Here is a 23,118-nt window from a genome sequence, read left to right on the forward strand (position 1 = left end):
AGGCGCCGGTCCGGATCAGGCAACGAGTGCTTCCGTCACGGACGCAGATTCGTCGCCGTGCACACCAGGATCGCCGCCCCCTGCAACGGATGGATCAGCTTCGCGCTGCGCAGGCGGTGCTGCAGGTCGACCATGCACTGCACGTACTTGCCCGGGTTCTTCGCGGACACCTTGCACAGGTTGTTCCAGGCCTGCACGTTCGCGCCGACGATGAAGCCGCCCGGTTCGAGCACGTCGACGGTGGTGTTGCACTTGCCGATGCGCGCGTCGCCGTTGTTCACCTTCCAGCCCATGTCGCGATACAGCGCCGGCGAGAGATCGACGTTGTACTGCGCCTGCACCGTCGGCGTGTCGAACGGCTCCATCAGCGCATTCGGCGACAGCGCGGTGTCGTAGTGCGAGAACGTCGAGCCGCCCGCAACCACGGACGGTGCGTACAGGCGCACGCGGCCGGTGTCGTCGGCGCCCTGCAGCAGCACCGGATCGACGTCGAAGGTCACGTTCACCGGCAGGTTCGCCTTGAACGTGTTGCCGTCGTCGAGCGTGATGCGGATCGCCGGGATGGCGATGTTCGGATCGCTGCCGCCCAGGTCCGGCGGCGGGCTGCCCGCGGCGTTGTCGGCCACCACCATCGCGATGCCGCCGGCGGCCTGCACGTTCGCGGCCTTCACCACGAAACCGCAGGTGCCGCGATCGACCAGCACGATCTTCCCGGTCACCGCCGCCGCGTTGGTCAGCGGCGTGCACGCATCGCCGGTGGTTGGGCCGGCGGGATTGGCCTCGTCCACGCCGAGCACCACCTGCCCGGTGAAGTTCGCCGGCGACGCCACGGGGCCGAAGCTGGCCGTGCCATAGAGGTAACGCCCGGCGATGTTCGCCGGCGCCGTGACGGTGAAGTACTGTCGGTTGTCGAGCACCAGCGCCGCCTCGTTCTTCACGCGCTGGCCCGACCACACCAGCCGCCCCGAGGTCTTCATCACTTCGGCACGCTGCGCCGGCGTGCTGGCCGGATCGTTGAAGCCGATGCCCAGCACGTTGTCGAACGCGTTCTGCGTGTACACGTCCGAGCGCGGGCCGGTGCCGTCGAAGTCGCCGAACTGGCCGGTGAACTTGTCGAGGAAGCCCTGGAAACCCAGGCCGTGGCCGATCTCGTGCATCACCACGTTGAGGAAGTTGATCGAGCCCGCCGGCGTTTTGCCGTCCAGGCCGTAGTACCACGTCGTGCCGGCCAGGCAGTCCGGCTTGCCGAGGTCGCCGTTGAAGCGCGAGACGATGTCGGCCGGATCGTCCGGTACCGGATCCAGGTCGACGCCCGCGAGCGAATCGGCCAGCGCCGAGTGGTACCAGATGCCCGGACGCGGCGCGTTCGGGAAATCGCGGTCGATCCAGTTCGCACCGGCCGAACCGAGCGTCGCGCCGGTGGCGGTGCAGTTCAGTCGCTGGAACGAGGCGCCGACCTTGATCGGCACGTCGCTCTTGAGCACCGCGCCCCACAGGTCCATCGCGAAGCGGTAGACGATCTGGCGCTGCTGGCCGACGGTCGTGCCCGGATTCAGGCCGACCGGCGTGGCGGCGGTGGGATCGTCGAGGCCGAGCCCGGTGCCGGCATCGCCGTTGAGCAGTACCAGCTGCGCGGCCGATGCGTTGGAGGCGAATGCGCCGCCGAGGGCGAGCGCGCAGGCGAGAAGATGCTTTCTCATTTCAGCAGCTCCTCGTTGTCGTGGGTGTCGACGGAATCGCCGTTGGGTTCGGCGTGCTCGACGACCAGCTGGCCCGACGCATCGCGATGCGCGACGACCGAGCTCATCATCGATTCGGGCACCTTTACCGATACGCCGCCGTGCGCGGACTTGCGCGCGGTGGCGCGTGCCGCCGCCGCATCGCGCGGCGCGGCGAACGTCTTCGCCATCGCCGGCGCGACCTTCGCCTGCTTTCCTTGTGTCAGCGCCTGGTCGAGCTGCGCGCTCTCGCTCGCGGTGAGCGGACGAAGCCGCCCGGTTTCCGCATCGATGCCGACCTTCACGCCGGCGACGGTTACCTGGTGGGTGGAGGACTGGCCATCTTCGGCCTGTACGTTGAAGCACAACCCAAGCGCGACTGCCGACAACCAAAGCGCGGATCCGATCCTTTTCATGGGTCACGTCCCGATCTGAAGGTAATGAACCCCAGCCGATTCCGCCCTCGCGACGTCCATCGCGAAGAATCGAGCATGGGGATGCGTACGGGCTCCCCCTTCAGCCCGCTTCGACTATGCGCCCGCTTCCACGCACGCGACAAGCCCGCGCCGCAACATCGCGCGGACCCACGTATTCAGCAGGAAAATGCGGCCACGTATGGAACGGCGCGCGTGAAGGAGACCCTCACGCGCGCGTCGCTGCGGCGGCTCAGACGATCCCGCCGCCGAGACCGAGACGAACGATGCCGACCACGATCACGATGCCGTTGAGCACCAGTCCGGTCTTCGCGCGCCCGCGGTTGCCGGGGCTGGTGAAGAGGATGCCGATGGCGGCGATGATCGCGCCCACCGCGGCGAACGGGATGAGCAGCCAGTTGCCCCATCCCAGCAGCGGAATCAGCGCGATGACCATCCAGATCATGGCGACGATGCCCCAGAGCAGGCTGATCAGACCCATTGCGGCGACTCCCTTGGTTGGCCGGTCCGCACGCGAAGGCGTGCGGTGCGATGTCGAGCTTAGTGGGCGTTGCGCCATGGCAACAACCGCGTGCGATGAAAGGGCTGATTTCGGACGTGAAGGGGCGGAAGTGGGGAGTGGAGCGGTTGGCTTGAGCCCCTCTCCGATCGGGAGAGGGGTTGGTGAGGGGCGGGATGTGCGATCACGCTCACGCTCGCCATGCTTCGCCTTGAGCCCCTCTCCCACCGGGAGAGGGGTTGGGGTGAGGGGCGGGGCGTGCGGCTACGTTCGCACTTGCGATGCTTCGCCTTTGATCGCGCCCCGCGCCGAAAAATCAAAATGGGTTCCAGCTTCCGCTGGAATGACGGTGATGTGGTTTACCGGTGCGGGAGTGCCCGAATGTCGCGGCCTGGATCCGGCCTTCGCCGGGAGGATGGTGAGAGGGTGGGACGGCAAAAAGGAGATCCCGTGATCCGCTCTTCCGAATCACGAATCACGAATCACGAATCACGAATCACGAATCACGAATCACGAATCACGAATCACGAATCCCCAAATCAATTACCCATGCACCCCATCGATCTCCACCCGCAGCTCACGCCGGCACACCGCGGCATGCAGCACGACGCGCGGCACCTCGCGCGGCAGGCGTTCGTCCAGCGCGCGCGCGACCACGCCGAGTTCCTCGCGATCGCGCACGTATACCTTCAGCGGCGAATGCGCGCCGAAATGCGCCGGCAGCGACGGCCACTGCGCGCGCGCGGCGGCGATGAGGCTGTCGAAGTTCGCCAGCGTCTCGTCCAGTTGCGTGGCCACCGAATCCGCGTGCCGCGATTCGTGACCGACGATCGCGGCCGTGCCGGAAATCATCAGCGGCATCGCGCCGCCCATCGGCGGCAGCATCGCGCGGGCGAAGCTCGGCGGTTGCGGGCCGTACTGGCGCGGGTAGCGGTACGCGCTGATCTGGCGCGGGTTCTCCAGCGGCGTGCCGGGCACGCGCGAGGCGAGCCAGTACACCTGCAGGCGACGCGGCGCATCGCCTGACGCACCGGGCGCGTTCACCTGGCCGATCGCCGTCGCGGCCGGGAGCGTATGCGGGTCCACCGGACCGAGCCCGCGCGCGCGGCCGACGCAGAACTGCCGGTAACGCTCCAGGTCGCCTTCGCCGATGGTGATGCCGTCCAGGTAGTTCCAAACGCGCAGCAGGTGCGGATAGCCGCGCTGCTGCACGAATTCGATCAGCCGCCGGTACAGGCGCTCCGCGGTGGCTTCGATGTCGCTTGCGCCGGGGGCGCTGTCGTCCACGCGCTCGTCGAGTTCGAGCGCGCCGAACAGCAGCGCGCCATCGTGCGCCCACGCGACGTCGCCGTCCCGCCCGCGCTGCACCGGACCGCCCGCGCGCCAGACTTCCAGCGGCGCATCGCCATGCGGCTCCAGCGCGACGCGCAGGTAACGCGGGTCGTCGTTGTGCGGCGCCTTCGCGCCGAAGCCGATCACCGCCAGCGTGTCGGGCGCGAGGAGCCGCGATTCGGGCGTGTCGTGCACGTACTCCACGGTCCAGCGCGGCGTCGGCCACGGCATCGGGCTCACCGCGCTCACGACGCGCGCTCCGGGCCGGGCTGCAGCGTGTCGGCCGCGCCGTGCAGTCCAACGTCCACGCCCACCTGCCGGCGCCGCTTCAGCCAGCCGCGCAGCGCCAGCGGCGCCATGCGGATCGCGGTCAGCGTGTAGACCAGGCGGAACAGGCGCAGGCGCTTGAGCACCTCCGGGTTGTCGAACACGTCGCCGGCAAGCATCGAGATCACCGCCTGTTCCACCTGCCACACGTTGCGCGGATGGTTGAACAGATGGCGCATCACCGGCGTGGTGAAGCGGTAGATGAACCACTGGAAATGCTTGAGGCCGCGCTTGAGGCGCCTGTCCATCTCGCGTTGCAGCGCGGTTTCGCGCGAGGGATCGCGCAACGCGCCGTCGACCAGCTGCGCGGCCTGCTCGGCGCTGTTCATGCCCAGGTACACGCCGGAGGAGAACACCGGATCGACGAACGCGTACGCATCGCCGACCATCACCCAGCCCGGGCCGTGCATGCGCTCGCACGTGTACGAGTAATTGCCGGTGACGTGCACGGGCGCGATGCGCTGCGCGTTCTCCATGCGCTTTTTCACCTGCGGCTCGGACTCCAGCGTCTTCATCAGGAACGCTTCGTTCTCGCCGCGGCGCTCCTTGAGGTATTCGGGAAAGCACACCGCGCCCACGCTCATCACGCCATCGCGCAGCGGGATCAGCCACATCCAGCCGTGCGCGAAACGCTGCACGGTGATGTTGCCGGCGTCCTCGCCGTCGCGGCGTTCCACGCCGGTGAAGTGGCTGAAGATCGCCGCCGACTGGTGCAGCGGGTTCTTCTTCTTCAGCTTGAGCTGGTTGCCGAAGAGCGTGTCGCGACCGCTCGCATCGACGATGTAGCGCGCGCGCACCGTGAATGCGTTGCCCTGCGCGTCGCGCGCGTGCGCGATCGAAGGCCGGCCGTCGCGGCCGAATTCCACGCGTTCGACCTTGTGCTTCTCGCGCGCATCCACGCCGTTGGCCTGCGCGTGGCGGAACAGCAACTGGTCGAACTCCTCGCGCTTGACCTGGTAGGCGTAGCCGAACGCGGGGTTGAGCGCGCGTTCGAAGCGGAAGGTGTTGTACTGGTCCGCGCCCTCGTTGTCGGGCGCCATGGGCGTGCCGTCGTCGTTGACGATCGGGAACTCCGCGCCGGGCTTGAAGACGCCGATCGCCTTGACCTGCTCCAGCACGCCAAGGCGCTCGAGGATCGGCAGGTTCATCGGCAGCAGCGATTCGCCGATGTGGAAGCGCGGGTGCGCGTCCTTCTCCAGCAGCAGGACCTTCCAGCCCTTGCGGGCCAGCAGCGTCGCCGCGGTGGTGCCGGCGGGGCCGCCGCCGACGACCAGCACGTCGGCCTGCAGTACGGTCGGGGCGTCGGAAGGCGTGTTCAGCTCGGCCGGCGAGGCGCTGGCCGGGCCGGACTCGGGGACGGTGTCGGTCATGCCGCGCATGATAAGGGAATGCCCGCGCCCGCCCGGTGGATTCCCGGGGCCTGGCCGGCCGCCTGCCCGGATCGGCACGCCGCGCGGCCCGGACGGTTGCGCACGGCGCGCCGATGCCGGATCGTGGCGTCCCTCGAAATACCTGCGCTGGAATCCCCGATGTCTGAACAAAGTCCCGTCGAACGCGAACTGGCGGAGCTGCTGGTCGAAAGCCTGAACCTCGAGGACGTGGCGCCCGGCGACATCGACCCGGAGAGCCCGCTGTTCGGCGAGGGCCTGGGGCTGGATTCGATCGACGCGCTGGAACTGGCGCTGGCGATCTCCGGCAAATACGGCTTCCAGCTGCGTTCGGACAGCGACGAGAACCGCCGCATCTTCACCTCGCTGCGCGCGCTGGCCGCGCACATCGAACAGCGCCGCGCGGCGTGAGCGCGGCCTCGGCGCCGACCGGCATGGCCCGCGCCGCCGTCCGTGCGATTCCGGCCGTGGCGCTGGCGGTGGCCTATCCGCTGCTGGCGCACTGGGCCACGCATGACGGCGGCGGCGTGCCGGCGGCGATCGCGATGGCCGACCTGGTCGCGCTGTGCCTGGTCGCCCCGCTGATGCAGGGCCAGGGCTGGGCCTGGGCGGTGCTCGCCGCCAGCGGCGCCGCGCTGGCCTGGCTGTCGCAGACGCACTACGCGCAAATGCTGCTGCTCGCGCCGCCGATGCTGTTCGTCGGTTTCGTCGCGTGGATGTTCTGGCGCAGCCTGCGCCCGCCGCGCGAACCGCTGATCACCCGGATCGTCGCGGCGATGGAAGGCTGCGAGCCGGCCACCCTGCCGGCGCCGCTGTACCGCTATTCGCGCAACCTGACCGCCGCCTGGGCCTACGTCATGGCTGCGCTCGCGCTGGCGAACGGCCTGCTCGCGCTGATCGCCGTGCCCGATGGCGTGCTCGCCCGGCTGGGCCACGTGCCGCCGGTGAGCGTCGGGCAGGAGGAGTGGTCGCTGTTCGCGAACCTGCTGAACTACGGCATCGTCGGCGGCTTCTTCGTCGGCGAATACGCGTTGCGGCGCTGGCTGTTCCCGCATCGCCCGTACCGGCACTTCTTCGATTTCCTGCGGCAGATGGCGGCGCTCGGCCCGCGGTTCTGGCGCGGGCTGTTCGATTAGGAACAAGCAGGAAGGAACCGGCGGCCAATCACTCGTTACTCGTTCCTTCCCACTCGTTACTGGTCTTGAAGCTATCCTGACGCCACCACCGCGCAGCCGCCGCCACGCATGGATTTCACGATTCCCGCCGACCACCCCAGCCTGCCCGGGCATTTCCCCGGCCGGCCGCTGGTGCCCGGCGTGGTCGTGCTGGAGCGCGTGGTGGAGGCGATCGAAGCCGCGCACGGGCCGATGTCCGCGTTGCGCCTGCCGCAGGTGAAATTCCTGCAGCCGCTCCTGCCGGGCGAGACCGCGCGCATCGAACTCGACGGCGCGACGCCGCGCTGGCGCTTCCGCGTGCTGCGCGATGCGACGCTGCTGGCGAGTGGCGAAATCGTCGCCACGGACGGAGCATGCGCCGCATGAACGCGCACTGGAAGCAGCGCCCCGAAGGCGGCGGCTATTTCGCGCTGTGGCTGATCCGCAGCATCGCGCGTTACGGCGGACGCCCGGTGGCGCGCGCGTGCCTGTATCCGATCACGCTGTATTTCCTGATCGTGCGCGGCCCCGAACGCCGCGCGTCGCTCGCATACCTCGCGCGCGTGCTCGATCGCCGGCCGGGCCTGTGGGACGTCGCGCGCCACATCCACACCTTCGCCGCGACCATCCTCGATCGCGTGTTCCTGCTCAGCGGTCAGCTGTCGCGCTTCGACATCGCCACCGTCGGACTGCCCGCGCTGGCCGCGCGCGTGGATCGCGGCGAAGGCGTGCTGGTCTTCGGCTCGCACCTCGGCAGTTTCGACGCGCTGCGCGTGCTGTCGCTCACGCGGCCGTCGCTGCGCGTGCGCATCGTGCTCGACGTCGCGCACAACGCGGCGATCACGCGTCTGCTCGACGCGCTCAATCCGCAGCTGGCGCGCGACGTCATCGACGCCGGGCAGGATGGCGTGTCGATCGTGCTGGCGATCCAGGAAGCGCTGGCGCGCGGCGAGCTCGTCGCGCTGCTGGTCGATCGCACCGAGTCCGGCGACGCCTCCGTGCGCGCGCCGTTCCTGGGGCGCGATGCGGCGTTCCCGGTCGCGCCGTGGTCGCTCGCGGCGACGCTGAAGGTGCCGGTGGTGCTGGCGTTCGGACTCTACCGCGGCGGCAACCGCTACGAGCTGGTGTTCGAGGAATTCAGCGCGGGCCTCGACATCCCGCGTCGCGAGCGCGGCGAACGCATCGCCGCGCTCGTGCGGGACTATGCCGCGCGATTGCAGCACCACGTGCGCCGCGCGCCCTACAACTGGTTCAACTTCTACGATTTCTGGCATGGCGATGACGCAGCGGACGATTCCCCTCTCGCGCACCTGGGCGGTGCGGCTGGCGCCGGCGCTGCTGCTGGCGAGCACCGCGACCTGCGCCGCGCCGGCTGAGCCGGCGGTCGACGCGGACTGGATCCTGGCGAAGATCGCGCGCCCCGCGCCGGCGCGCACGCCCTTCGTCGAAGTGCGCGGTTCCAGGCTCCTGAAGAAGCCGCTGCGGCTCACCGGCGAATACCGCCGCCCCGACGCCGACACGCTCGTGCGCGAAGTGCGCACGCCGTACGTCGAAACCACCACGCTGCGCGCGGGCGAGGCGACGATCGAACGCGCCGGGCAATCGCCGCGCACGTTCTCGCTGTCGCGCGTGCCGGAGCTCGCCGGCCTTCAGAACGGCTTCGGCGCGCTGCTCGGCGGCGATCACGCGCTGCTCGAAACGCATTACCGCCTGCAGGCCGACGGCACGCGCCAGCGCTGGCGGCTCACGATGACGCCAAAGGACGCGGCGATGGCGTCGAAGTTGCAGGCCATCGTGCTCACCGGACGTGGCGCGGAACTGCGCTGCATCCAGGCCCGCCCTGTCGGGAATGGCGAAGCGCAGCGCACGCTGCTCGCCGGCGCGGCGCAGGACGCCGCGAACGTCACCGACGCCGCCGCGCTGGCGGCGCTGTGCGACGGCGCGCCGGCGCGATGAGCGAACGCGCACCGGCCGGACGCGCGATGGGCGCAACTCGGCGACTCGCGCTCGCCTTGCTGTGGCTGGTGCTGCTCGCGGTGCTCGCGCTGTTCGTGGCGCCGCGCGTGCAGCTCAGCGGCGACCTGCGCAAGTTCATGCCCGCGCCGCAGACGCCGGCGCAGAAACTGCTGATCGACGAACTCGGCGAAGGCCCGGGTTCGCGCCTGTTGCTGGTCGCGCTGTCGGGCGAAGCGCCGCAGGCGCTGGCCGCGCAATCGCAGGCACTGCGCGAACGCCTGCTGGCGACGCGCGTCGGCGTGGACGCACCGTTCAAGCTCGTCGCGAACGGCGGCGATCCCGGGCTCGACACGATCCCGCCGCGCCTGCGCCCGTACCGCTACCTGCTGTCGCCGACGCTCGACACGCAACGCTTCGACGCCGCATTCCTGCGCGCGGAACTCGATGCGCGCGTGCAGGATCTCGGCTCGCCCGCGGCGGCGATGATCGAGCCGCTGCTGCCGACCGATCCGACCCTGGAAACGCTGAAGCTCGCGCAACTGTGGCAACCGGCGAACGCGCCGCAGCGGCTGCACGGCGTGTGGTTCGATCGCGCCGGTCGGGAAGCGCTGCTCGCGATCGAAACGCACGCGGCCGGCTTCGATCCGGAAGGCCAGCAGGCCGCGGTCGACGCGATCCACGCCGCCTTCGACGCAGTGAGCGCGGGCACGAAGACGCGCCTGACGCTGACCGGGCCCGGCGCGTTCTCGGTCGAGATCGGCACCCGCACCGCGCGCGAGGCGAGCCTGATCGGCACGCTGGATTCGCTGGTGTTCGTGCTGCTGCTGTGGATCGCGTACCGCAGCTGGAAGGCGCCGCTGCTCGGCGGCCTGCCGCTGGCGAGCGCGGGCCTCGCGGGCCTGGGCGCGGTGGCGCTCGCGTTCGACGGCGTGCACGGCATCACCGTCGCGTTCGGCTTCACGCTGATCGGCGTGGTGCAGGATTATCCGATCCATCTGTTCAGCCACCAGCGCGCCGGCGTCTCGCCGTGGGCGAGTGCGCGCGCGCTGTGGCCGACCCTGGGCACGGGCGTGGCATCGACGTGCATCGCGTATGCGACGTTCCTCGTCTCGGGCGTGGATGGCCTGCAACAGCTCGCGGTGTTCACGGTCGTGGGCCTGGCGACGGCGGCGCTGGCGACCCGCTTCCTGCTGCCGGCGCTGATCGATCCCACGCCCCGCGATGCCGCCGATTCGGCGTGGCTCGCGCGCTGCTGGAACGCGCTCGCGCGCTGGCCGCGCATGAATGCGGTCGCCGGTGGCCTGCTCGTGGTCATCTCCGTCGCGGTCATCGCCTTCGCCCCCGGCGCGTTCTGGCAGAACGACCTCGCGCGCCTGACGCCGGTGCCGCCGGACGCGCTCGCGCGCGATGCGCAGCTGCGTGGCGAACTCGGCGCGCCGGACGTGCGCTACGTGATCGCCCTGCAGGCGAACGACGCCGAACACGCGCTGCAAGCCTCCGAACGCCTGGCGACGGCGCTCGAAGACCTGCGTGCGCAGGGCGTGGTCGCAGGTTTCGATCTCGCCGCGCGTTACCTGCCAAGCGCCGCGACGCAGCGCGCACGCCAGTCGAAGCTGCCGGCCGACGATGAAATGCGCGGCGCGCTGCGCGAAGCGATGGCTGATGGCGCGTTCAACGACGATGCCTTCGACGGCTTCCTTGGCGACGTCGCGACCGCGCGCGACGCGGCGCCACTCACGCCGCCGGATCTTGCGGGAACGCCGCTCGCCGCCAGCATCGAAGGCCTGCTGCTGCAACGCGAAGGCCACGCGACGGCGCTCGTCGCGCTCTCCGGACTTCGTGATCATGGCGCCGTCGCGCGCATCGCGCAGGCGCACGGCGCGCAGCTGCTCGATCTGAAGCAGGCCTCCGAATCGCTGGTCGCGCAATACCGCGAACGCGTGTTGTGGGCGCTGGCGCTCGCCGCGGTGCTGCTCGCGGCAGCGGTGTGGTTCGCGCTGCGTTCGCCGCGCCGCGTGTTGCGCGTGCTCGCGCCGATGGCGCTGACGACGCTGCTGATCCTCGCGGTGCTGCGCGGCATCGGCGTGGAGCTCAACCTGTTCCACCTCGTTTCGCTGATCCTCGCCGCGGGCCTGGGCCTGGACTACGCGCTGTTCTTCGACCACGCCGGCGACGATCGCGCCGAACAGCTGCGCACGTTGCACGCGGTGATCGTGTGCAGCCTGACGACGCTGCTGGTGTTCGCGCTGCTGGCCGCGTCGAGCATCCCGGTGCTGCGCGCGATCGGCGGCACGGTCGCGCTGGGCGTCGCGTTCAATTTCGTGCTTGCACTGCTGATCGTGCGTTCGCCGGTGAAGGCCGCCGCATGAAGACGATAGTGATGTCGCGCGCGGAGATCCTCACGCTCGTGCCGCACCAGGGCGCGATGTGCCTGTGGGACGAAGTGGTGGAATTCGATGCGCGGTCGATCCGGTTGCGCGCGTTCAACCATCGTGACGCCGTGCATCCGCTGCGCCATCGCGACCGCCTGCACGCGGTGCATCTGGGCGAGTACGGCGCGCAGGCGATGGCCGTGCATGGCGGCCTGCTCGCGCGCGTGGCGGGCGGGGGCGTGAAGCCGGGCATGCTGGTCGCGCTGCGCGATCTGGTGCTGCATGTGTCGCGCATCGACGACCTGCCCGGCGCGCTCGAAGCGCAGGCGCAGTGCCTGATGGCGGACGCATCGGGCAGCCAGTACCGTTTCCTCATCACGCACGACGGCGCGACGCTCGCGAGCGGACGCGCCGCCGTGCTGCATTCGCTTCCGGGAGAGTCCGCATGAGCGCACGCAAGCACACCGGCCCCCGTCGCGCGCTGGTCACCGGCGGGAGCGGCGACATCGGCAGCGCGATCTGCACGCGGCTGGCCGCGGACGGCTGCGAGGTGATCGTGCACGCCAACCGCAACGTCGAGCGCGCGCAGGCGGTGGTCGAGGCGATCCGCGCGGCCGGCGGCATCGCGCAGGCGGTCGCGTTCGACGTGGCCGATTTCGACGCGTCGCAGGCGGCGATCGCCGCGTTGCTCGAAGCCGGCCCGATCCAGGTCGTCGTCAACAATGCCGGCGTGCACGACGACGGCCCGATGGCCGGCATGAGCGAGGCGAAGTGGAAGCGCGTCATCGACGTGTCGCTTCACGGTTTCTTCCACGTCACCCAACCGCTGCTGCTGCCGATGGCGCGCACGCGGTGGGGTCGCGTGGTGAGCGTGTCGTCGGTGGCGGCGGTGCTGGGAAATCGCGGGCAGGCGAACTACGCCGCGGCCAAGGCGGCGCTGCACGGCGCGACGAAATCGCTCGCGCGCGAGATGGGCAGCCGCGGCATCACCTGCAATGTCGTCGCGCCAGGCGTGGTGGAGGGGCGCATGGCGGAGGCGGCGTTCCCGGAGGAGGCCATCAGGCAGATGGTGCCCGCAGGCCGCGCGGGACGCCCGGAGGAAGTGGCGGCGCTGATCGGCTTCCTGTGCTCGGACGCGGCCGGCTACGTCAACGGGCAGGTGATCGGCATCGACGGCGGCATGAGCTGAACGGACGGCGACTTCGTTCGCTTCCGCGCGACCGCCGCTGGCGTAGGATCGCCGCATCCCAACATGGAGGCGCCGCCATGCGCCGCATCGCATCGATCCTCGCCGCACTCGCATTGGCCGGGCTGGCCGGCTGTTCGTCCACCTCGCAGCTGGTCACCGGCACGCCGCGCGCGCCGATCGACCCCTCGCAGGTGCGCGTGTATTACACGCCGCCGCCGGGCGGCTACGAGGAAATCGCGCGCCTGCAGACCGCCAGCGGCAGCTTCACCTACGGCGAGCAGAACAAGCTGAACGATGTGATCAACAACCTGCGCATGGAGGCCGCCAAGCTCGGCGCGAACGGCGTGCTGTTCGTCGGCACCGAGGACAGCGGCGGCGGCAGCAGCGTGGGCGTCGGCGTGGGCGGCGGCAGCTATGGCGGCTACCACGGCGGGAGCTTCAGCTCCGGCGGCATCGGCGTGAACATCTCGCCGACCAAGAAGTACGCGCACGGGGTGGCGATCCACGTGCCGAATCCGCCGCCGGTGACGGAGACGCAGGCGGTGCCGCCGGCGATTCCCCCGGCTCAGCCGGTGAAGTGATCCCCCATGCCTGGTTTTCTGCTCCTCCCCCTGCGAATGCAGGGTGGGAGGGGTGACGTGGGCGCCATCAAGCGCGACCGCAACTGACTTCACCCCTCCCCAACCCTCCCCTGCGAGCAGGGGGGGAGTTACCAGGGAAGTTGCTAGGGCGACCGCGTCTGCACCACGCCCATCGGCGCCGGGGCGAACTCGCCGCTCGGATCGTCGATCAACGCGGGATTCGCGCGGATGCGGCGGTACATCTCCGCAATGCCGCCGCGCCGCAGCACGCCCAGCACCACGTGCGAGGTGATGCGGCTGAAATCGCGCAGCGGCTTGAAATGGCTCGGGCGGAACTGCTCGTCGCTGTGCACGCACTTGTAGCGCGATTCGATCGGCACCGACACGACGCGCGTGCCCAGCTGTTGCGCGGCGGAAATCAGGATCTGCGCCTCGAACACGAAGTCCTCGCCCGGCACGTCGGTCAGCGCCGCGACCGCCGCCGGATACAGGCGCTGCCCGCTCTGGCTGTCGGCAAGCTGGTATCCCGTGCCCCAGGCGATGCCCCAGTCGGCGAATTCGTTGGCGAGCCGGCGATAGATCGGCTGTTGCGAACGACGCCGCAGGCGCGCGCCGATCACGATGTGCCCCGGATTGCGGTTCGCCGCCGCGAGCAGGCGCGGAATGTCGGCGGGCAGGTGCTGTCCGTCGCCGTCCATGCTGACGATCGCGCGCGCTCCCATGCGCAGCGCATGCGTGAAGCCGTCGCGCAGGCTCGCGCCCTTGCCCATGCGCCGCTCGTGCCGGATCACGGTGACGGGCAGGTCGGCGATGCGTTCGGCGGTGCCGTCGTCGGAGCCGTCGTCGATCACCAGCACGCGCGGGCATTCGGCCAGGGCGCCTTCGACCACGTCGCGGATGCGCAGCGCTTCGTTCAGCGCGGGAATCACGACGACGAGATCGTCGCGGCTCAAAAGGGAATGGGGAGCAACGGGCGTCACGGGTTCACCTCCACGAGCAGGTCGTGCGCGGCGCCGGCGGGCAGCAGCGCCGAGCCTTCGCCATGCGCGAGCACGTCGAACAGGGGGAGCATCGGCGCCATCGCGTTGGCCGATGCGAAGCGCGCGAGCGGACCGGATGCGGGCGCCTGCGTCGATGTGGGCACCAGCCGCGCGCGCAGGCGCGGACCGGCCTCGTCGTTGGACAGCACCAGCGCGCCGCCGAGCAGGCCTTCGCTGGGCGCCATCTTCGCCAGCGGCCCCGCCGCCTGGCCGTCGTAGGCGACCAGCAGCACCGCGTCGGCGTCGCTGCGCAGCTGCGTCAGCGCTTCGATCAGGCCCTGCGCGAAGCTGGCCGCGTACGCGCTGATCGCGTTGGCCGGCTGCATCGCGCCGGTGCCGATGGTCCAGTAGCCGGCGGCGGCGTTGTGCACGGAGTTGTGGAACTTCGTCGGCGAAAGCGTGCGCGGATCCTGCGCGAGCGTCGCGCACATGTAGTCGGTGATCGCCAGTTCGCCGTGCGTGGAGGCGAACACCGACGGCAGCGATGCGGGCTCGCGCGCGGCGGCCTCGCACGCGGCCATGGCGACGTCGAGCGCGATGGCGACCGTTTCCGGCGCGCGGCGTCGCTCGTTCGCGGGCAGCAGCTGCGGCGAGGGACGCGCCGGCGCATCGGCCGGAAGCGCGCCACCGAGTGCGTACTCGCGCGCCGCCGCCCACGAGGGCAGTCCGCGTGCCCAGAATCCGATGCCTTCGATCCGTGCCTGCAACGTCCGCGATTCCAGCATGCTCATGCGCGACCGAACACCAGCGAACAATTGTTGCCGCCGAACCCGAACGAATTGTTCATCGCAAAGCGGATGTCGGCACGTTGCGGCGCGAAGCGGATCTGCGGACCGCACGCGGGATCGGGCGTGGTGCTGCCGAGCATGCCGGGCAGTTCGCCGCGTTCCAGCGCGATCAGCGCGATGGTCGATTCGACGATGCCCGCCGCGCCGAGCGTGTGGCCGGTCCAGCCCTTGGTCGAACTGGCGTGCAGTGCTTCCGGAAAGAGCGCCGCCACCGCCGCGGCTTCGATCGCATCGTTGGCCGGCGTCGCGGTGCCGTGCAGGTTGAGGTAGCCGACTTCGTCGGCGCCGATGCCCGCACGCGCGAGCGCGTCGCGCATCGCCAGACGTGCGCCCAGGCCGTCCGGATGCGGCGAGGACATGTGGTGCGCGTCGCTGGATTCGCCGTAGCCGCGCAGTTGCAGGCCGGTGTCGCCGGCGCGCGCGCGTTCGAGCAGCGCGAAACCGCCGGCCTCGCCGAGCGAGAGTCCGTTGCGCGTCGCGTCGAACGGGCGGCACGGTTCGGCCGCCACCAGCTGCAGCGAATTGAAGCCGAACAGCACGCTGCCGCAGAGCGTGTCCACGCCGCCGACCAGCGCGGCATCGACGAGTCCCGCGTCGATCATGCGCGCCGCCTGCGCGAACACCTTCGCGCTGGACGAGCACGCCGTCGCCACGGTGATGCACGGGCCGCGCAGGTTCGTCGCCTGCTGCACGAACTCGCCCAGCGAATGCGGCGTGTGCACGTACGGACGCGCGTACTCGTCGGCGAAGTCGCCGTCTTCCAGCGCGGCGTATGCCGCTTCGGTACTGCCGATGCTGGAGGTCGAGGTGCCGACGATCACCGCGATGCGCTGCGCGCCGAAGCGCTCGATCGCGTCATCGATCGCCTCGCGCAGGCCGTCCTGCTGCAGGGCGAGCCAGGCCAGGCGGTTGTTGCGCGAATCCCAGGCGTTCAGGGTGTCGGGCAGGGCGAGGGTTTCCAGGCCGTCGACGCGGCCGATCCAGCAGTCCAGCGGCGCGCTGTCGGGCGACGCATTGCCGAAGTCGTTGCGCCGCAGTCCGCTGCGGCCGTCCCGCAACGCCTGCGCCAGCGCCTCGCGTCCGGCCCCGACGGCGCTGGTCGCGGTGCACGCGCGGATCGCGAGGGGCGCCATGCGGCGGGCGGTGGACGGCGGAAGCGTGGACAGCACGAAAGATTCCCGGACAAAGGTCGCGAAAGTATAGCCAGCGGGGTCGCGACGGCTCCGGCGCGAAGCGCCGCCGGGCCGGGTCATTCAGGGGGCGTGGAGGGGATGTCGGAATCGGGTGAAAGCAGCGCCCTCTCCCCTGCCTGCAGGGAAGGATGAGGAGGGGTGAAGTGCACAGCGCCGTACCGGCGAGGACAGCACCGGCCCATCACCGCATCGCACGCCCCCGCCCCTCACCCCAACCCCTCTCCTGCAGGGAGAGGGGCTGATTCCTGAGGGCTATCCCATCACTTCTTCATCTGCACCGGCACGAACTGCTCCCGCACCGCCTTCGCCAGCAGATCCGGCGGCAGCAGGCCCTGGTCCAGCAGGAAGTTGTTGAACGCGAGCCGGTCGAACCTGTCGCCCAGGGCGAGTTCGGTCTCCATGCGCAGTTCGAGGATGCGGCTGTAGCCGTAGAAATAGCTGCCCGCCTGGCCCGGCGAATTGAAGGTGTAGCGATCCAGCTCCTGCTTGGTCATCGCTTCCGACAGCCCGACCTTGTCGCGCAGGATCTTCCCGGCGGCTTCGCGGTCGATCATTCCCAGGTTCAGCATCGGATCCAGCATCGCGCGCGCCGCGCGCATCAGGCGGAACTGCAGCGCGATCAGCTGTCCGTCGAGCGGCTCGTACGGCACCATTTCGGCTTCGGCGTACAGCGCCCAGCCCTCCACGTTCACCGAGTTGAACGCGAACATCGTGCGCGCCAGCGAAATGCCGCGCTCGACCATCGCGGTGAACTGCAGCTCATGGCCCGGACGCCCCTCGTGCGCCGACAGCGTCCAGCGCACCGCATCGAAGTTGAAGTCGTCGTACTGCAGCGCCTTGCCGTCGGCGGTGGGCACCGACACCGGCAGAATGAACTGGCCCTGCTGTCCGGTGTTGCCGATCAGCGGCGCCGGCAGGAAATGCGGCGCGGAGGTCTGCGCCGATTCGGCTTCGGTGCCCAGGCGCATCACCATCGGCCGGTTCGGCACGTCGACGATCTTCTCCTTGCGGATGATCGGATCGATCTGGTCGATCACCGTGCGATAGCGCGCTTCCAGCTGGTCGTTGGGCATGTTGCGCTTCTTCAGCGCGTTGATGACGGCGACGTAATCGTGCGGGTCGGCGACGTCGAGGTTGTTCGCCTTCGCCACCAGCGGCGCGAGCTGCTGCATCGCCGCGCGCGTCTCCATGAACTCCACCTGCGCGCGGCGGATCAGCAGTTGCGGGTCGATGTCGATTCCGTACTGCTTGAGGCTGTTGGCGTACATCTCCGGCGGCAGTCGGGTGTCGGTGCGCGCGGTGGGCAGCACGTTCGCGCGCGCCCAGTCGCCGTAGGCCTTCAGCTGCGTGTCCATGGCGGCGAGCGCGGGCTCGGCGCCGTCGACCTTGTACTTGGCGAACAGCTTGCGGATGCCGTCGGCGTAGGTGGCGATGTTGGTCAGCGCCTGCTCGACTTCGAGCTTCGTCGGCGGCACGAGCTTCGCGTTCGCCGCGGCTTCGGTGTAGCGCGCCATCGCCAGTTCGGTGACCGGCGTCTTCCCGGTGCCCTGGCCGACGTAGTTCTTCAGGCGCTCCAGCGCCTTCGCGCGGCGCTCGGGCGGCGTCTGGTCCGACAGCAGCGACTGCAGGCCGCCGAACATCGTCTGCGCAACGTCGCTCCACGGCAGCATCAGGCGCTGCGTGAGTTCGCTGGTGACGATGTTGTCGTTGGCGGCCTGGATCATGATTTCAAGATCCTGGCGCACGTTCGGGTCGCGCTCGGTGGCGAGCCTGGCCTTCAGTTCGTCGCGCGCCTTCGCGGTGGCGGCGCGGAAGCGTTCGGCGTTCTGCGGCTTGAAGTCGGCGACGCGCTCGTCGTAGCCCGGCACGCCGAGGAACGACATGCCTTCCGGCGCGAACCCGGCCTGCGCCCTGACCAGGATGTCGGCGTACTCGTTGCTCTTCGCGACCCACGCGGGCGCGGGCCTGGCGGCGGGCTTCGCCGCGGAGGTCCTGGCGGCGGGCTGCGCGGCATGCGCCAGCAGCGGGGCGCCGGTGGTCAGCGTGAGGGAGAGGGCGATCGCGAGGGTGAGCGGCTTGGTCATGACGTCGGCGGTGATGGGTCCGACACGCAGCATGGCGGCTGTGCCGGCGCCGCACCATGCGCCGAAGGTCATCCGTTGCTTCGGGGCCGAAGGCCGCGCTTTCGCGGCCCGGCTGCGCGAAGCGCCCCGGGATTCATGCGCGTCATCCCCGGGTGCGGCCTTTGGCCTTACCCGGGCTACAAAAGCTGGGCAAAAGAAAGCCCGGCGAATGCCGGGCCTTCTTTCGTGCCGTGCTTACGGCTTCAAACACCGGTCGAAGAAATTCTCCGTCAGGCGCAGGCGGTGCAGGTTGTCCGCGCCCTTCAGTCCGTGCTTCGCGCCCGGGTAGGTCATCAGCTCGAACGGCTGGCCGCGCTTCTGCAACGCGCTCATCAGCGCGGTGGAGTTGGTGAACAGCACGTTGTCGTCGGCCATGCCGTGGATCAGCAGCAGCTTCGAGGTCAGGCCATCGATATGTTCGAGCACGCGCGCTTCCTGGTAGCCGGCGACGTTCGCCTTCGGCAGGCCCATGTAGCGCTCGGTGTAGTGCGTGTCGTACAGGCCCCAATCGGTGACCGGCGCGCCGGCGACGCCGCAGGCGTACTGGTCCGATGCCTTCGCCAGCAGCATCAGCGTCATGTAGCCGCCGTTCGACCAGCCGTACACGCCGATGCGCGAACCGTCGACCCACGGCTGCGACTTCAGCCATTCCACGCCACGCAACTGGTCGGCGACTTCCACCGTGCCCTGCCTGCCGTACAGCGCGCCGCCGAACGCCGCGCCACGACGCGGCGTGCCGCGGTTGTCGAGCGAGAACACCACGAAGCCGTGCTGCGCCAGGTACTGGTTGAAGTCCGGCGCCCAGGTGCGCTTCACCGTCTGCGAAGCGGGGCCGCCGTACACCATCACCACGACGGGATAGCGCTTGTTCGCATCGAAGCCGGCCGGCTTGATGACGCTGTAGTGCAGCGTGGTCGCGTCGTCGGCCGCCTTGATTGTGCCGAACTCGATCGGGCGATGCGCGCCCGCGTACTTCGCGTACGGATGCTGCGGGTCGGCGACGTCGTTCTCCAGCAGCGCGGCGATGCGCGTGCCGTCGTTGCGGAACAGCTCCAGCTGCGGCGGCGTGGTCGGGCTCGACCAGTTGTCGACGTACACGCTCGCGTTAGCGGCGAAGCTCGCCGCGTGCGTGCCGTCGGTCCTGGACAGGCGCTCGATCGCGCCACCGGCGAGCGGCACGCGGTACACCTGCGCGTCCAGCGGCGAATCCTTGCCGGCGGCGAAGTACACGAAGCCGGCGGCTTCATCGACCGCGAGCACGCCATCCACCGGCCAGTCGCCGGAGGTGAGCGCGGTCGACTTCGAGCCGTCTTCGCTCAATACGTAGAGATGTTCGAACCCGCTGCGTTCGCTGTTCCACAGGATGCGGCCGTCCTTGAGGAAACGCAGGTCGTCGTGCAGCGGCACCCACGTTCTGCTGGTTTCCTTCTGCAGCACGCGCTGGCGGCCGGTGGCGAGGTCGGCTTCGATCAGTTCCAGCACGTGCTGGTCGCGCGATTGACGCTGGAACGTCAGGCGCTGCGGATCGCGCCAATCGACGCGCGCGAGGTAGATGTCCTGTTCCTTGCCCAGGTCCACCCACTTCGGCGCGGCGTTAGCGGCAGGCTGGATCACGCCCAGCTTCACCAGCACGTTGCGATCGCCTGCGGCGGGATAGCGCTGCTCGACGACTTCGGTGCGGTCCGGATACACCTCGTAACGCTTCTGCACCGGCACGGGCGTTTCGTCGATGCGCGCGAAGGCGATGGCCGAATCGTCCGGCGCCCACCAGTAGCCGGTGTGGCGGTTCATTTCCTCGTCGGCGACGAATTCCGCCACGCCGTTGCCGATGGCGTCGCTGCCATCGCGCGTGAGCTGGATCGACTTGCCGCTCGCAAGATCGATCACCCACAGGTTGCGGTTGCGCACGAAGCTGACGAAGCCGCCGCGCGGCGACAGCTTCGGGTCGGTGGCGAACCCTTCGCCGTTGGTGAGCTTGCGCACCGCCGACCTGCCGCTCTTGGACAGGTCGTACAGGTACAGCTCGCCGCCCAGCGGGAACAGCAGCGAGCGGCCGTCCGGCGCCCACTGGTAATCGACGATGCCGCTGAGCGCGGCGATGCGCTGGCGTTCGCGGCGCGCCTTCTCCTCGTCGCTGAGCACTTCCTCGCCCGGCAGGATGTCGTCGGCGTCCACCAGCTTCGCCGTCTGGCCGCTGGCGATGTCGTACGCCCACAGGTCCAGGCGGTTCTTGTTGCTGTCCTTGCCGCGCAGGAAGGTCACGCGCTTGCCGTCCGGCGAGATCTTCGCCTTCATCAGGCTGGGACCGGACAGCGGCGCGTCGCCGGCCAACGCTTCGAGCGTGAGCTTGAGCGGCGCGGAAGCAGGTTGCGCGGGGGCGGCGAGGGTCGGGAGGCTGGCGACGGACATGGCGATCAGGCAGGCGGCGAGGCCGCGGGCGGTGAGGTTCTTCATGCGTTCGTGTTGGACGGCGTTCCGAAGAGGATCTTGTGCATTTCCGGCGTCATCTCGCGCTTGGCGCCGTAGCGGTCGGCCAGGGCGTAGGCGCGCTTCACAGCCGGACGATCGGCGATGGCCTCGTGCCATCGGCGGATGTTGGCGAATTCGGTCAGGTCGAGCGGCGCCTTCGTGTAGGGATTGACCCACGGGTGTGCGGCCATGTCGGCGATGGAGAACATGCCGCCGGCGATGAACTCGCGGCCTTCCAGCCGCCGGTCGAGCACGCCGAGCAGGCGCAGCACCTCGCGCCGGTAGCGGTCCTTCGCGTAGGCGATGTCTTCCGGCGCGTAGACGTGGAAGTGGCCGTACTGGCCGGTCATCGGGCCCAGGCCGCCGATCTGCCAGTGCAGCCACTGGCTGACCTCGGTGCGCCCGCGCAGGTCCTGGGGCACGAAGCGGCCGGTCTTGTTGGCCAGGTACGCGAGGATCGCGCCGGATTCGAACACGCTGATGTGCATGCCCTCGTCGCCGGGTTCGCGGTCGACGATCGCCGGCATCTTGTTGTTGGGGGAGATCTTCAGGAACTCCGCCTTGAACTGGTCGCCGGCGCCGATGTCGACCGGATGGATCGTGTAATCCAGCCCGGCTTCCTCCAGGAAGATCGTGATCTTGTGGCCGTTGGGGGTGGGCCAGTAGTGGAGGTCGATCATGGGCGCGGCTCCGGTGGGGTGGGGGCCGCCCAGTGTAAGGGCAGGGGCGGTGTGCCCGGTCCGGCGAAACGCGATGCTGTTTTCCAACGACTCGAAGCCCCGGATTGGCGGCTGTCATGGCGCGCCGGTACCCTAGCCGGCCCCGAACCGACCCGAGCGCCGCCGCATGTCCGATCCGCGTCCCGCCCCGATGAACCCGCTTCCCGGCCTGATCTTCTCCTCGCGCTGGCTGCAGCTGCCGCTGTACCTGGGGCTGATCGTCGCGCAGGGCGTGTACGTGGTGCTGTTCCTGAAGGAACTGTGGCACCTGATCCTGCACGCCACGGAGTGGACCGAGCAGCAGATCATGCTGATGGTGCTGGGCCTGATCGACGTGGTGATGATCTCCAACCTGCTGGTGATGGTGATCGTCGGCGGCTACGAGACCTTCGTCTCGCGCCTGCGCCTGGAAGGCCATCCCGACCAGCCCGAGTGGCTGAGCCACGTCAACGCGAGCGTGCTGAAGGTGAAGCTGGCGATGGCGATCATCGGCATCTCCTCGATCCACCTGCTCAAGACGTTCATCGCCATCGGCAGCCTCGGCTCGGCGAACAGCACCTACACCGCGCAAGGCGTGATGTGGCAGACGATCATCCACTGCGTGTTCATCCTGTCCGCCATCGGCATCGCCTACACGGACAAGCTGATGGCCCAGGCCAGCGTGAAGCACAAGGGGCATTGAGGGCCGGGCATCGTTGGCATTGCGGGGAAGCCGGCATCCTCGCTCTCGTAGCCCGGGTAAGCGAAGCGCACCCGGGGGCTGTCATCGCCCAACCCGGGTGCGCTTCGCTTACCCGGGCTACAAAGGCAGATGCCGGCCGCCACGCCGGCGGCGAGTCGAACGTCAGTGCGATGCGCGTCCTGGCGTGTCGCGTGCGGTGATCGCGCGACGCAGCCCGGCACCGGAGCCGTCCTGCCCGAATCGCAATTCGCCATTGCGGCGCGTGATCGCCAGGTCCGCGTAGGTCGCATCCAGCGACGGGAACTCGCGAGACTGCGCGAAGCGCGCGTAGTGCGACGAGAACACCTTCGTACCGGAGAGCCGGTCGAGTTCGGCGATGAACTGCGTCGGCGCCGTCTCGCCGGTGCCGCTGAGGCAGCAGTCCGCATACTTCGACAGGACCGCATCCAGGCTGGTTGCGTGGTCGCGTCGCAGCGCGACGTCGGCCTGCAGCCAGAACGCCGCGCCCGCCCAGTACACGCGCATCGTGCCTTCGTGCGTGCGGCTGAGTTCGACCAGCGGCGCACCGCTGGATTCTCGGCGGCCACGACCGAAGCCGGCGTCGAGCAGCTCCCACGCGCGCTCCGGCGTCAGCAGCCCCGCCCGGGCGCGCAGCACGTTCTGGTAGTAGCTCGCGAGGCCTTCCGACAGCCAGCGGCCGTCGCGCCCCATGTATGGGTGGAACAGGTGCGAGAGCTCGTGGATCGCCGTCCAGTCGGCGCGAAGTTCCGCCGGCGTCGCGTCGTCGCGCACGAACAGCAGCACCGCCGTATCGCCGCGACGCAGCGTCTGGCCCCACGGCACCGGGCTTTCGTCGTCGCGGGCGGCTTCGCGCGCGACCTGCTCGATGCGCACGCGCGCGCTGTGCAGCGGGTAGCGCCCGAACGCGGTCAGCTGCGCCTGCGCGACTTCGGCCAGCCAGTCCTGCAACTGCGCGCGGCGGCGCGCGTCGTCCACGCCGATGATGCTGACCTGCAGCGCGCTGTCGCCGGCACGCAGGGTACGTTCGGCGTCAGGCTCGGGATCCTGCGCGATGCTGCCGGCCGATGCGGTGGCAAACACCAGTCCGGCCGCGATCCGCAGCATTTTCGACGTCGGACGCATTCAGCTCCCTC

22 protein-coding genes are annotated in these 23,118 nt (G+C 69.6%); 10 read left to right on the forward strand and 12 right to left on the reverse strand.

Annotated features, from left to right (window positions below; translation table 11 throughout):
• Positions 1 to 35: 35 nt before the first annotated feature.
• The 5 genes from AC3ANK_RS00645 to AC3ANK_RS00665 form a co-directional block, all read right to left on the reverse strand.
• Positions 36 to 1,700, reverse strand: a complete 1,665-nt coding sequence (locus AC3ANK_RS00645; protein WP_484171830.1) for a PA domain-containing protein — start codon at positions 1,698 to 1,700, stop codon at positions 36 to 38.
• Positions 1,697 to 2,134 carry a post-PEP-CTERM-1 domain-containing protein gene (locus AC3ANK_RS00650; protein WP_206862556.1) on the reverse strand — a complete coding sequence of 146 codons (438 nt, stop codon included), beginning with the start codon at positions 2,132 to 2,134 and terminating at the stop codon, positions 1,697 to 1,699. The genes AC3ANK_RS00645 and AC3ANK_RS00650 overlap by 4 nt, the downstream gene beginning before the upstream one ends.
• Before the next feature lie 250 nt (positions 2,135 to 2,384).
• The gene (locus AC3ANK_RS00655; protein ID WP_206862555.1) at positions 2,385 to 2,633 is read right to left on the reverse strand and encodes a hypothetical protein; all 249 of its coding nucleotides are present in this window, start codon (positions 2,631 to 2,633) and stop codon (positions 2,385 to 2,387) included.
• A gap of 561 nt (positions 2,634 to 3,194) precedes the next feature.
• On the reverse strand, positions 3,195 to 4,214 hold the full coding sequence (locus AC3ANK_RS00660; protein ID WP_484172911.1) for a chorismate transformation FkbO/Hyg5 family protein: 1,020 nt from the start codon (positions 4,212 to 4,214) through the stop codon (positions 3,195 to 3,197).
• A 14-nt stretch (positions 4,215 to 4,228) separates the two neighbouring features.
• Complete coding sequence (locus tag AC3ANK_RS00665) at positions 4,229 to 5,680, reverse strand: NAD(P)/FAD-dependent oxidoreductase (RefSeq protein ID WP_484171831.1); 1,452 nt, start codon at positions 5,678 to 5,680, stop codon at positions 4,229 to 4,231.
• Positions 5,681 to 5,839: 159 nt separating this feature from the next.
• On the opposite strand from AC3ANK_RS00665, the gene AC3ANK_RS00670 reads away from it, so the two are divergent.
• The 9 genes from AC3ANK_RS00670 (at position 5,840) to AC3ANK_RS00710 (ending at position 12,950) form a co-directional block, all read left to right on the forward strand.
• The gene (locus tag AC3ANK_RS00670) at positions 5,840 to 6,109 is read left to right on the forward strand and encodes a phosphopantetheine-binding protein (protein WP_484171832.1); all 270 of its coding nucleotides are present in this window, start codon (positions 5,840 to 5,842) and stop codon (positions 6,107 to 6,109) included.
• Positions 6,110 to 6,132: 23 nt separating this feature from the next.
• Positions 6,133 to 6,834: a COG4648 family protein gene (locus AC3ANK_RS00675; RefSeq protein ID WP_484171833.1), complete on the forward strand. Its 702-nt coding sequence runs from the start codon at positions 6,133 to 6,135 to the stop codon at positions 6,832 to 6,834.
• 108 nt (positions 6,835 to 6,942) lie between these two features.
• Positions 6,943 to 7,239 (forward strand): ApeI family dehydratase, encoded by a 297-nt coding sequence (locus AC3ANK_RS00680; RefSeq protein ID WP_484171834.1) that lies wholly within the window; start codon positions 6,943 to 6,945, stop codon positions 7,237 to 7,239.
• Positions 7,236 to 8,228 (forward strand): LpxL/LpxP family acyltransferase, encoded by a 993-nt coding sequence (locus AC3ANK_RS00685; protein WP_484171835.1) that lies wholly within the window; start codon positions 7,236 to 7,238, stop codon positions 8,226 to 8,228. Before AC3ANK_RS00680 ends, AC3ANK_RS00685 begins: the two co-directional genes overlap by 4 nt.
• Positions 8,146 to 8,808: a LolA-related protein gene (locus AC3ANK_RS00690; protein ID WP_484172912.1), complete on the forward strand. Its 663-nt coding sequence runs from the start codon at positions 8,146 to 8,148 to the stop codon at positions 8,806 to 8,808. Before AC3ANK_RS00685 ends, AC3ANK_RS00690 begins: the two co-directional genes overlap by 83 nt.
• Positions 8,805 to 11,177 carry an MMPL family transporter gene (locus AC3ANK_RS00695; protein WP_484171836.1) on the forward strand — a complete coding sequence of 791 codons (2,373 nt, stop codon included), beginning with the start codon at positions 8,805 to 8,807 and terminating at the stop codon, positions 11,175 to 11,177. Before AC3ANK_RS00690 ends, AC3ANK_RS00695 begins: the two co-directional genes overlap by 4 nt.
• Positions 11,178 to 11,185: 8 nt before the next feature.
• Entirely contained in the window at positions 11,186 to 11,629 is a 444-nt protein-coding gene (locus tag AC3ANK_RS00700; protein ID WP_484172913.1) for a hotdog family protein, read from the forward strand.
• Positions 11,626 to 12,369 carry a 3-oxoacyl-ACP reductase FabG gene (gene fabG / locus AC3ANK_RS00705; protein WP_484171837.1) on the forward strand — a complete coding sequence of 248 codons (744 nt, stop codon included), beginning with the start codon at positions 11,626 to 11,628 and terminating at the stop codon, positions 12,367 to 12,369. Before AC3ANK_RS00700 ends, fabG begins: the two co-directional genes overlap by 4 nt.
• A gap of 77 nt (positions 12,370 to 12,446) precedes the next feature.
• Positions 12,447 to 12,950 carry a DUF4156 domain-containing protein gene (locus tag AC3ANK_RS00710; protein ID WP_484171838.1) on the forward strand — a complete coding sequence of 168 codons (504 nt, stop codon included), beginning with the start codon at positions 12,447 to 12,449 and terminating at the stop codon, positions 12,948 to 12,950.
• 143 nt (positions 12,951 to 13,093) lie between these two features.
• Here the strand turns inward: AC3ANK_RS00710 and AC3ANK_RS00715 are convergent, their stop codons facing one another.
• The 6 genes from AC3ANK_RS00715 to AC3ANK_RS00740 all read right to left on the reverse strand — a co-directional run bounded on the left by AC3ANK_RS00715 (position 13,094) and on the right by AC3ANK_RS00740 (position 21,243).
• Entirely contained in the window at positions 13,094 to 13,903 is an 810-nt protein-coding gene (locus AC3ANK_RS00715; protein WP_484171839.1) for a glycosyltransferase family 2 protein, read from the reverse strand.
• 23 nt (positions 13,904 to 13,926) lie between these two features.
• Entirely contained in the window at positions 13,927 to 14,721 is a 795-nt protein-coding gene (locus AC3ANK_RS00720; protein ID WP_484171840.1) for a beta-ketoacyl synthase chain length factor, read from the reverse strand.
• A complete protein-coding gene (locus tag AC3ANK_RS00725) occupies positions 14,718 to 15,911 on the reverse strand; it encodes a beta-ketoacyl-[acyl-carrier-protein] synthase family protein (protein ID WP_484172914.1) in 1,194 nt (397 codons plus the stop codon). The genes AC3ANK_RS00720 and AC3ANK_RS00725 overlap by 4 nt, the downstream gene beginning before the upstream one ends.
• 320 nt (positions 15,912 to 16,231) lie before the next feature.
• A complete protein-coding gene (locus tag AC3ANK_RS00730) occupies positions 16,232 to 18,088 on the reverse strand; it encodes a DUF885 domain-containing protein (RefSeq protein ID WP_484171841.1) in 1,857 nt (618 codons plus the stop codon).
• A 201-nt stretch (positions 18,089 to 18,289) separates the two neighbouring features.
• Complete coding sequence (locus tag AC3ANK_RS00735; protein WP_484172915.1) at positions 18,290 to 20,503, reverse strand: S9 family peptidase; 2,214 nt, start codon at positions 20,501 to 20,503, stop codon at positions 18,290 to 18,292.
• 41 nt (positions 20,504 to 20,544) lie between these two features.
• Positions 20,545 to 21,243, reverse strand: coding sequence for a glutathione S-transferase N-terminal domain-containing protein (locus AC3ANK_RS00740; RefSeq protein WP_206862545.1), 699 nt, complete (start codon positions 21,241 to 21,243; stop codon positions 20,545 to 20,547).
• 166 nt (positions 21,244 to 21,409) lie between these two features.
• Here AC3ANK_RS00740 and AC3ANK_RS00745 point away from each other — a divergent pair, with 166 nt between their 5' ends.
• Positions 21,410 to 21,964: a TIGR00645 family protein gene (locus AC3ANK_RS00745; protein ID WP_484171842.1), complete on the forward strand. Its 555-nt coding sequence runs from the start codon at positions 21,410 to 21,412 to the stop codon at positions 21,962 to 21,964.
• A 162-nt stretch (positions 21,965 to 22,126) separates the two neighbouring features.
• Here the strand turns inward: AC3ANK_RS00745 and AC3ANK_RS00750 are convergent, their stop codons facing one another.
• Positions 22,127 to 23,107 (reverse strand): M61 family metallopeptidase, encoded by a 981-nt coding sequence (locus tag AC3ANK_RS00750; protein ID WP_484171843.1) that lies wholly within the window; start codon positions 23,105 to 23,107, stop codon positions 22,127 to 22,129.
• Positions 23,108 to 23,118 lie beyond the last annotated feature (11 nt).

The sequence above is a fragment of the Lysobacter sp. SCRH-1R genome (assembly GCF_057747855.1).